We start from the raw sequence: 8337 nt of genomic DNA, 5'->3' as shown, positions 1-8337 counted from the left end.
GGCTACCAGCACATATTTAGTAAATAAAGTTACTTCTTACTTAGATTTTATTTTTGCGATCGCTTGTTTTTTACTGGATCTGACAAAACCGCATTGCTCCCTGATGATCCTGACACAACTAGAAAAATTCCGCCAAGGTATCTACGATTGTTTGGGAAAAGCCAAAGATGCAGTATTTGAATTGATGGATGCAGTATTAACAAGTCCGAGTATCCCATCGTTTGTAAGCTTGTCACAAAGTCCAGTATTTCGACGGCAATGGTCGAGCATTTATGCAGCACTGCACGATACGCAATTTTGGTGAGTGCTGTGCGTGAGCAATGGAAACCAAAGGCGTGGAAAGATGAGTACCTTGAATTACCAAATCTAGAATCACCCGGACAGAGATGGTGGAATGCGGCAGCTACAATGTGGGGTTACGATTTACGCAATCAACTCGTTGCTGATGTATTTTATGACGAGGGTACAGAGTTTATCAAATTCACCAACGGTAAAGAAATAACCGTAGAGACGGCTTGGCGTTGGGGATGGGAACGAGTACTGGAATATGTTAGTAGTTAAAGTGCCATTTATTACTCGTTCGCTTTCATCAGCACCCCATTCGCCGCTACAAAGCCCCACTGCGGACACTTCGCCACCAGCTTCTTGATCACAACCCGCAAAGCCGGATCATCAGCCCAGCACTCCATTAAAAACTCATCCCCTGGATTTTCGCCTAGTCTCTCTGCCATTTTCAATTTCTGCATCCGCCCTGGTCGCGCATTAGAACGAGCGACGACAGCCTCATGCGACCATTTCTCAGGATTTGAGTCAGGCAAGGTGGAACTTTCACCTTCATGATAGTTTTTTGGTTCCTGGCTAGAAGACGAGTTATCAGTCATCAACGAAGCGGAAAGGTTTAACGGCTGGTTGAGATTTTCCGAATTTGCAACGACGGGCGCGGCGGAAAATGTATCTTCATGAGGGACTATCGCATCATCACCCAAATCCTGCTTTTCTCCCAACAACGAAGCGGATTCACTCGGTGCAGCATTCACGAGCGCTAGCGATGTGCAGTCATTCGCCGTAGGCGAGTCTTCCTCCTTCTCTGACACGCTTTGAACAGGCCGAGGCGACGCGCCCCCCAAGGGCGCGTGAGCCGTCTCCTCCTCATGCAGAATTCGTGTAAGCGTGTCAGAGATACATCTTACAAACTCATTTGATGAGTTTGTAAGATGTTCGTGAGTAGTTCGTGAGGTTTCCTGGAACCCTTGCTCTGACTGGTCTTTACCTAAAATAGATGCTTGATTTAAAGCACCCATTTCTTCACAGCCAGCATCTTTCTCTAAATCCCCAGCATTTGATTCTCGTTTTTGAGAATTTGGTTGTTGATTTTCAGCATTAACTTTCTCCCAAAATTCTTTCATCCGACTGCCATGCAAATTTTTCACCATCCAGTTTGCAGTTTCCCGGCCATCTTCTATGGACTTGTCCGGCTTGAAAATGAACAACCCGCTTTCAGCTAGAATTTTCTTCGCAGAGATAAAAGTACTGTACCCCAAAGTAGAAGTTAGCGGCATCCACCGAGAACCATAAGGATCAGCCGTCCAGCATTCTTGCCATAGCTGATTAACTGAAGGCTTTTGCTGCGATGCCCATAACATATCCTCAATCGGGATAATCACATGAAGCCGCTTATATGGTGATTGTGGTTTAGCAGCAGACTTTTTGGGCTTGGGTCTTGCGATAGTTGCAGTCATTTTACAATCTCCTGTTATGTTGACGCACGGAAATTTCCCCCACTGTGATGCGGGGCTATTAAACCAGTTATCAGTTATCAGTTATCAGTTATCAGTCAAGAGCGGCGTATCGGCGTAGGTTTTAGACCAGTTATCAGTTATCGGTGATAACTGGTAACTGTTCACTGTTCACTGTTCACTGATAAAAGCCTATTGAGGTTGCCAGAATCGCAACTCGTCTCGTGAATACCTGTCAGTCTTTTTCGATTGCTCCTTCCAACAATCCCAAGCCACCACCAACTCTTCGCCTAAATCCTCTACCACTTCGCCCCTTTCAACATACAAAGTGCGGTATGGGTCAGCGTGAGCAACGATAGAGCCGATGCCGATGGTGTCTGGTTGAGAGGATGCATTCTGGAAAGCAGTAATTAAATCAGTCTCTTCACTGATCAATTCCGCCCAGTAGTCTGATTTAATCACCTCATACTCTTGGGCAACATCCCAATAGTCCTGCCACTTACACCCAGGTTTAGCTAACACTGCCCTAATGTCACTAACTGCCTGGGGCAGCATTTCCAGTTGTTCGGCTCGATAAGCGATCGCAGTTGGTGTAGGTTCGCTTCCCAAGATTATCGCCGCAGCTTCCAGCGCTTGGGTATTGTTCATAGCGCTGGCTAGGTTTTTCAATGCCATACCCATGAGTCGTAAGCATTCCTGTGCATTCTCCTTTGGTGGTTCCTGGGCTAGCGATCGCAGATCAATAGTTTTCTCTAGCGCCTGTTTTACCTGCTTATTCAAAGCTTTAGTCGCCTGTTGCGTCATGGTATTCCCCCATTGTTGAGAAGGGCGCTCTTGTACGGCGTGTTCTAGTTCCTGAATACGTTGTTGAAGTTGTTGATTCTCAGTCTCTAACTGCCGTAACCCTTCCATCTCCAAGAGGCGCTGCTGTAACTGGACATTTTCTTCTTTCTGTTGTTTAAAGAGTTGTTGCAGAGATTGGATTTGCTCTTGTACTTGTTCTTCGGCTCTGGCTGCGGCCTCTGTTTGCAAACCAATCCTCATTTCTTGGGAGAGTCGCTCTAGCTCATGTTTATGGCGTTCTTCGATAGCAGCAATCGCTTCCGTATATTCTGGTGGATAGTTCCGCTCTCTGGGAAATGGAACGCTTGCGGCATCTAAATCAGTATTGTTGATCAACAGCCTCTCGCCATCAGTAAAGGTGACAATCTGTTGCCAGCGATTTGGTGCGTCTGCCTCAATGGTTCCCTCTTCTCCATACCTTGGGTGTGACTGTTGTGAAACTGTGACAATAGCTTTTTGAGGAACCACTGGTTCTTCAATTTTGGAAACCATTGGTTCCTGAATAGATTGCTTTTTGCGTGGAACTTGGGGAACCACAATATTTGCAGCAGCCGCAAAGTCTGAAACACTTGGGTCAGGATTATCTTTGAGAGCGATCGCTACAGCTTGTTTTAGTTTCTCTGGTTCCTTAACTAACCGTAGTAACGGACGGGCTTGACGCTCATTTTTGATGTGTCCGCCCAACTCGCCAACTGTGTCTATGACCTTTTTGGCTCCTAACAGTTGGTTGATTCGTCGGTATCCGCCCCAGGCATATAATTCACGCTGGCAGTATTCTTCAAAGTTTTTATATCCAGCTTGCAGGTAAAGCTGCTGTTCCCTCATCTGGAGGATTTCATCTACCGCCTGCCATTCAAATCGGTCGATGGCAGTGAAGGTTTCCTGGATACTGGTGTTGACAACACTGTAATCAAGTGCCGTAGTTTGTTCTCTGTCTAGTGTCAGCATATCTCTTGCCCACTATGGTAAATGCTTAAAAGTTGAGGTGTTGCAGTTTAACCAAAGTGAACTGAGGAGATACTGAAGGGTGTTTGCACAAAAATGTGTCAGCATTATAATAAGCTCACTTTGTGATCAACGGATTGAGCAGGCGATCGCATAGCTTTGGTCGGCGGGCGGTCGCTTTTAGCTTTTACGCTGCTTTTAGTAGATCAACTTCTGCACTTTCGCCCAGAATTTTCCTTCTATTCGCTAAAGTCTCTGTTTCTGTTTGAGAATTAAGAGTCACACTTTTTTCTATCCTTAATCTTTTGGGTGGCTCACCTTCCTCAAGCAAGTCTCCAGGCTTACAATTAAGGGCTTCACAGAATCTTGCTGCTGCATCTAATGTGAGTGATTTAACCTTATTTTGTTCAATTTTTTGGATGAACTGAGGACTATAACCAGTCTTTCTAGCTAGGTCATTCTGAGAAAGACCCGCAGCCTCTCTCAATTTTTTTAATGCGATAAACACAATCATCCTCTCCAAATAATACTCCTATTATAGTGGTACTACTATTGGATGTAAACATATAGGACTTACATCTATTGGTATTAGAGTTGCTTATGTGCAACCAATAGTAGTATTACAAATCTCTATCTAAAAGTAACTACTACTCTATTGACTACTACCAATAGGTGTACTAGTATTATGTACATGAGGGTAAGAAAAACGAACCGTCTGCACCCGAACGCAATCAAGGGTTCGCAAGCCAAATTACCAAACATTCACTCATTCAACTAACCACAAAACCAAGTGCCACCGGGAATAGCAGCCGGAAGCCAAACTTGTAATGCTCAAGCCAGCGAAGATGATCTCGATGACCTACCAAGTCTTAAAAAACTGGTTATTTAGTGCCATTCATCTAGAAATCAAAGATTTTATAGCAAAGCTGAATTTAGTAGAGTGTCCTCTTGCGAACACAGCACTTCCTTACACATCCCCTGATGCTGCTGTCTGCTGTCTTGATAATGCTCTTAGCAACTAGCTTTGATGGCTACGCCAAATCTTTTTGAGAGCGTTGTGCCAAACCACAACGTTGTTTGCACATATAACAAAGACGACCGCCCCAAGTCTCGCAAACCGTGCGATCGCCTTTTATCCAACTGAATGGAGATCAATATTATGACCTACATAACATATACACAGCAAGCAATTCCTAGTTCTTCTGTTGATGAGCAAGCTTTAGCCCAAGCAGAACTATACAGCCACCTGGAAACCCAAGCCGAAGCTGTAGCCCCAACCCAAGACCCTCTCACCAGCAGAGATCGCCGCATCATTGGCGAGATTATTGAAGTCCAACCCGAATCCGTTCGCACCATCTGGATTGAAGGCGGGATTACGGTATGGGTGCGGTTCGTGCAAGGGGGACGGCTTCCCTTCGATAGAGACTGGTTCGCTACAAGAGTTGCAGAGGTGAAAGCGACTCTGCCAGAGACACCCCTGGAGCGCAATGAGCGATTGAGCGATGAATTAGAAAAAGCTTGCACTGTTTTTGGTCTATATCACGGCGAAGTTGACTGGCTCTCGTTCAGCACCAAACTCTACCAAGACGGGCATTTTGTCGGCTTCGTCGGGTGCAATCAACAAGGTTGGTACGCAAGACCAAGACAGTACGGGGTAAATCGGGTTGCTGGCAGTGCCAAAGATGTGATTGCGTTATTGGGAGTCCGAGCGGCAGTAGCGGCGTAAGTTGCTGAAGGTAGAAAGGCGATTGCACACCAAAAGAATTGCAATCGCCGATGGGTATAGTCAAGAACAAACACAATGATGGCACAAAGTACAGCAGATAACCCCATACTTCAAGATTCGGGTTTCGATAACTATCAACTGAGAATCATGCGCCCTCCAGCAGATGCAAATGCAGAGGTGTAAGAAATCTTGAAGTGAGAAAGGCGGTTGCAGTCCAAGAGAAAAGCAATCGCCACGACAACGGAATGTAGACAATCCAAATCATCATGACACACAGAATATGATCACCACATTTTCTCTTCAACATACGGAGTTAGAAGAGTCTCTTGACAAAATTCTCCTACCTCCAACCGACCCCAATGCAGAGGTGCAAGAGATTTCTGGCTACAAGCTGGTTTACGCTGACGGAGCCTGCCCCAGAAACTATCGCGTGTACAAAGCTGATTGCATGATTGGGGTGATATTTCAGTACATTACGCACTGGTCGAATGCTGTAGATAAGATTCGATACCCCGAGCAGGTTGATGCAGCAGTTGGACTAGACGACTTCATGAAGGTGGCAAGGGTATCAACAACGGCTACGGGAGAACCACCTACGGAAGAGGAATTATTCGATAAAGAATTTGACGCACTGACAAGTGACGAGTGGGAACGGCTAAGGAAGTACGTTCCACAAGCAAAACATTTGGTTGCAGCGTAAAGAAAGGGGTGGGCGTTGCTGCCCACTTCCTCAATAAGACTGTTTTACTTACATCACAAATATAACAATGTCACCCATAGAGATACTACAAGAGTTCAACTCCTGCTATTTAAAGATTCAGGCGATCGCTCAAGATGAAAACTGGCTTTTGTTGATTGCAGATAAAAAGATTGACCCAGAAGCAGCAACTCACTTGGGCGATGTCCTGCACTATTTGGATCAGGCGATGGGTTGTGTAGAAGAAGTCGTTGAAATCAAGTTCAATCAGGAGACAAAACCATGAAACTTTATGCAACAAGTATTCCTCAAGCTTTGCCAAGTTGGGCAACTGTTATATCGAATGATGCAGGTTTGATTGAGGTTGAAATTAATGATGAAGACCCTGGCTTTCACTCAATTATAGAAGAATTATCTACTGAAATTCAACCAGGAGTTATTGGTGTAAAAGCTAGCGATTTATGTCTCGTCCTCAGCATTGAGATGGTTGATACTACTGAAAAAAATTGACAACCAAAATGAAATTTACCACTGTATCTGTTAGTTACTCTAGGAAATTCAATCTTGGCGACTACGAATCGCTGGAACTGGGTTGTTCTTTATGGGCGCAAGTTGAGGATGGAGAAGACGCAGATGGAGTGACACAATTTCTCTACCTGCAAGCTAAAACTTCAGTAAAACAAGCGGCAATGCCTGTCCTAAAAGCCTCAGAGTTTCAGACAAATAAGGCTAAATCTAGCAAAAAAGTGTCTGGTGATATCAATGAAAGCAATTGGTAAGAGTTTGGAATTGACTAATGCAAGAATTAATCAAAGCTTTAATCAAGGCAAAGGCAGAGTTTAATCCCATTCAAAAAGACGGGACTAATCCTCACTACAAGCGCAAATATGCAACCCTAGACGCTGTGTTAGATGCTGTCACTCCTGCTCTTGGTAAATATGGATTAGTAATAATTCAAACCACCGAAATTTTTGAAGGTAAAACCGTACTGCGTACTCATGTTTTTCATGAATCTGGGGAAAATATCACCAGCACTTATCCTCTACCCGAAATTAGTGATTCTCAGAAGTTTGGCGCAGCATTAACTTATGCACGACGATATGCGGTTTGTGCAATTTTATCGGTGACTGCTGATGAAGATAATGATGCTGAAGGTGCAGCTACTCCTCAAAAGCCTGAACAGCCACAGAATAATATTAGACCCCGCAAAGATAATCAACAGTATAGAGTCCAGCCACCAAAACAAGCTGTAACTGCACCATCAATCAACCCAAAAGATTTGCGAGTCAAAGAAGTTCGTACACTTTTAAATTATCCACTCGATTTAGTCAAAGAGTGGCTGCATTCTCGAAATGTGACTAGTCCAAGTGAGCTTGATTCTGTTCAGATTGACGAACTAGTGAAGACTATGTGTTTGGCTTGGGCTGGTAATAAGTTTGGACATCCAAACCATGCTGTTAACTCTTATCAGAAACAGGTAATCGATGCTGTATTACGAGGTGTTTCTGAAATGGAAGCAATTCAAGCATGGATGGAAGGAGCGCTTGCACAATTGCCTGAATTTAATTGAATCAATCATATCTTCTCATAATACCAATAGGAAAAATATCATGCCGAGAAAATCAACTTACCACACCACTACCGACCAGTCATCACTATGCCTACAATACCTCCGCTGTTGTGGAGGTAGCGCTCGATTGGGCAGTATAAACTTCAGTCTTAGCCTGATTCAAACACTGGTCAATCAAAAGTTGGTAAAGATTAAGAATACTGGTGCAGGGTTTTTTATTGAATTAGAGAATGCAGAATGAAAGTACAAGTCGAGCAGCTAACTGCTAACGAATTTTTATGGGCGAAAGAGTGGATAAAAGAGTGTTTGCCTTGGCGCGATTTATCCTGCCCCGAAGAAGTTGAAGAACTCACAGAACAAGAAATAATTTCAGGCATCAAAATCCACTATAGCGGAGGGATAAAACAGTTCAAGTTGTCTGTAGAGGATCATATTTTTCCTAGTAATTCATGAGAATAAGTGAAACCAATGGCTAATCACAAACAAATTTCTCGTTCAAGTATGCAAGAGCCAAAAGTCCGATTAGTTAAAAGTCATCGTCCAAGAAGACGATTCCACCCAAAAGTATTCATAAACCACACCATAGAAACAATTGCAATTATCTCTCTGCTCTTGACTGGGTTTTCAGGAGTAGGGGCAATGGGGTGCTGGGGGCTGGAGATTATTGAGTCCAATGCTAATCCCAACATAATCATCTCTGGTTGGGAGCAACATAAAAATATCTGCCTGGGTGCAATGTTAGTTTGTTTTTCAGGCTTCTTGGGCAGTGCTTTGATTGGAGCGAGTTTCAGTATTCAACGGGACAAATTTTAGGAGGAAC

14 protein-coding genes and 1 pseudogene are annotated in these 8337 nt (G+C 44.1%); 12 read left to right on the top strand and 3 right to left on the bottom strand.

Annotation, left to right across the window (positions count from 1 at the left end; genetic code table 11):
* Positions 1-103 precede the first annotated feature (103 nt).
* Positions 104-295, top strand: a pseudogene (locus H6G86_RS39925) (NF041680 family putative transposase); the annotation flags it as partial.
* 14 nt (positions 296-309) lie between these two features.
* On the top strand, positions 310-561 hold the full coding sequence (locus H6G86_RS32805) for a hypothetical protein (RefSeq protein ID WP_313931542.1): 252 nt from the start codon (positions 310-312) through the stop codon (positions 559-561).
* Positions 562-572: 11 nt separating this feature from the next.
* On the opposite strand, the gene H6G86_RS32800 is transcribed toward H6G86_RS32805, so the two are convergent.
* From H6G86_RS32800 to relB, 3 genes are all read right to left on the bottom strand, one after another.
* Positions 573-1739, bottom strand: coding sequence for a hypothetical protein (locus tag H6G86_RS32800; protein ID WP_190937824.1), 1167 nt, complete (start codon positions 1737-1739; stop codon positions 573-575).
* Between the two features lie 189 nt (positions 1740-1928).
* A complete protein-coding gene (locus tag H6G86_RS32795; protein WP_190937823.1) occupies positions 1929-3527 on the bottom strand; it encodes a thioredoxin domain-containing protein in 1599 nt (532 codons plus the stop codon).
* A 184-nt stretch (positions 3528-3711) separates the two neighbouring features.
* Positions 3712-4038, bottom strand: coding sequence for a type II toxin-antitoxin system RelB family anti-toxin (relB, locus tag H6G86_RS32790; protein ID WP_190937822.1), 327 nt, complete (start codon positions 4036-4038; stop codon positions 3712-3714).
* Between the two features lie 340 nt (positions 4039-4378).
* Between relB and H6G86_RS32785 the strand changes: the two genes are divergently transcribed.
* The 10 genes from H6G86_RS32785 (at position 4379) to H6G86_RS32740 (ending at position 8330) form a co-directional block, all read left to right on the top strand.
* Positions 4379-4546: a hypothetical protein gene (locus H6G86_RS32785; RefSeq protein WP_190937821.1), complete on the top strand. Its 168-nt coding sequence runs from the start codon at positions 4379-4381 to the stop codon at positions 4544-4546.
* A gap of 137 nt (positions 4547-4683) precedes the next feature.
* The gene (locus H6G86_RS32780; RefSeq protein ID WP_190937820.1) at positions 4684-5250 is read left to right on the top strand and encodes a hypothetical protein; all 567 of its coding nucleotides are present in this window, start codon (positions 4684-4686) and stop codon (positions 5248-5250) included.
* Between the two features lie 280 nt (positions 5251-5530).
* Positions 5531-5950 carry a hypothetical protein gene (locus H6G86_RS32775; RefSeq protein WP_190937819.1) on the top strand — a complete coding sequence of 140 codons (420 nt, stop codon included), beginning with the start codon at positions 5531-5533 and terminating at the stop codon, positions 5948-5950.
* A gap of 67 nt (positions 5951-6017) precedes the next feature.
* Entirely contained in the window at positions 6018-6233 is a 216-nt protein-coding gene (locus H6G86_RS32770; protein ID WP_190937818.1) for a hypothetical protein, read from the top strand.
* Entirely contained in the window at positions 6230-6457 is a 228-nt protein-coding gene (locus H6G86_RS32765) for a hypothetical protein (RefSeq protein WP_190937817.1), read from the top strand. The genes H6G86_RS32770 and H6G86_RS32765 overlap by 4 nt, the downstream gene beginning before the upstream one ends.
* Positions 6458-6465: 8 nt before the next feature.
* Positions 6466-6726: a hypothetical protein gene (locus H6G86_RS32760; RefSeq protein ID WP_190937816.1), complete on the top strand. Its 261-nt coding sequence runs from the start codon at positions 6466-6468 to the stop codon at positions 6724-6726.
* Between the two features lie 17 nt (positions 6727-6743).
* Positions 6744-7517: an ERF family protein gene (locus H6G86_RS32755; protein WP_190937815.1), complete on the top strand. Its 774-nt coding sequence runs from the start codon at positions 6744-6746 to the stop codon at positions 7515-7517.
* 40 nt (positions 7518-7557) lie between these two features.
* Entirely contained in the window at positions 7558-7758 is a 201-nt protein-coding gene (locus H6G86_RS32750) for a hypothetical protein (RefSeq protein ID WP_190937814.1), read from the top strand.
* Positions 7755-7970: a hypothetical protein gene (locus H6G86_RS32745; protein WP_190937813.1), complete on the top strand. Its 216-nt coding sequence runs from the start codon at positions 7755-7757 to the stop codon at positions 7968-7970. Before H6G86_RS32750 ends, H6G86_RS32745 begins: the two co-directional genes overlap by 4 nt.
* A gap of 15 nt (positions 7971-7985) precedes the next feature.
* A complete protein-coding gene (locus H6G86_RS32740) occupies positions 7986-8330 on the top strand; it encodes a hypothetical protein (RefSeq protein WP_242065093.1) in 345 nt (114 codons plus the stop codon).
* The last annotated feature ends 7 nt before the right edge of the window (positions 8331-8337 follow it).

The sequence above is a fragment of the Nostoc sp. FACHB-133 genome (assembly GCF_014698055.1).
GTDB lineage: Bacteria > Cyanobacteriota > Cyanobacteriia > Cyanobacteriales > Nostocaceae > Nostoc.
The sequence above is the reverse complement of the archived record's forward strand: the minus strand, read 5'-3'. Positions and strand labels throughout refer to the sequence as shown.

What these genes read in the sequence shown, in the direction of transcription:
- H6G86_RS32800 (WP_190937824.1), bottom strand. Translation starts at nt 1,739, where the DNA reads ATGACTGCAACTATCGCAAGACCCAAGCCCAAAAAGTCTGCTGCTAAA.
- H6G86_RS32795 (WP_190937823.1), bottom strand. Translation starts at nt 3,527, where the DNA reads ATGCTGACACTAGACAGAGAACAAACTACGGCACTTGATTACAGTGTT.
- relB (WP_190937822.1), bottom strand. Translation starts at nt 4,038, where the DNA reads ATGATTGTGTTTATCGCATTAAAAAAATTGAGAGAGGCTGCGGGTCTT.
- H6G86_RS32785 (WP_190937821.1), top strand. Translation starts at nt 4,379, where the DNA reads ATGACCTACCAAGTCTTAAAAAACTGGTTATTTAGTGCCATTCATCTA.
- H6G86_RS32780 (WP_190937820.1), top strand. Translation starts at nt 4,684, where the DNA reads ATGACCTACATAACATATACACAGCAAGCAATTCCTAGTTCTTCTGTT.
- H6G86_RS32775 (WP_190937819.1), top strand. Translation starts at nt 5,531, where the DNA reads ATGATCACCACATTTTCTCTTCAACATACGGAGTTAGAAGAGTCTCTT.
- H6G86_RS32770 (WP_190937818.1), top strand. Translation starts at nt 6,018, where the DNA reads ATGTCACCCATAGAGATACTACAAGAGTTCAACTCCTGCTATTTAAAG.
- H6G86_RS32765 (WP_190937817.1), top strand. Translation starts at nt 6,230, where the DNA reads ATGAAACTTTATGCAACAAGTATTCCTCAAGCTTTGCCAAGTTGGGCA.
- H6G86_RS32760 (WP_190937816.1), top strand. Translation starts at nt 6,466, where the DNA reads ATGAAATTTACCACTGTATCTGTTAGTTACTCTAGGAAATTCAATCTT.
- H6G86_RS32755 (WP_190937815.1), top strand. Translation starts at nt 6,744, where the DNA reads ATGCAAGAATTAATCAAAGCTTTAATCAAGGCAAAGGCAGAGTTTAAT.
- H6G86_RS32750 (WP_190937814.1), top strand. Translation starts at nt 7,558, where the DNA reads ATGCCGAGAAAATCAACTTACCACACCACTACCGACCAGTCATCACTA.
- H6G86_RS32745 (WP_190937813.1), top strand. Translation starts at nt 7,755, where the DNA reads ATGAAAGTACAAGTCGAGCAGCTAACTGCTAACGAATTTTTATGGGCG.
- H6G86_RS32740 (WP_242065093.1), top strand. Translation starts at nt 7,986, where the DNA reads ATGGCTAATCACAAACAAATTTCTCGTTCAAGTATGCAAGAGCCAAAA.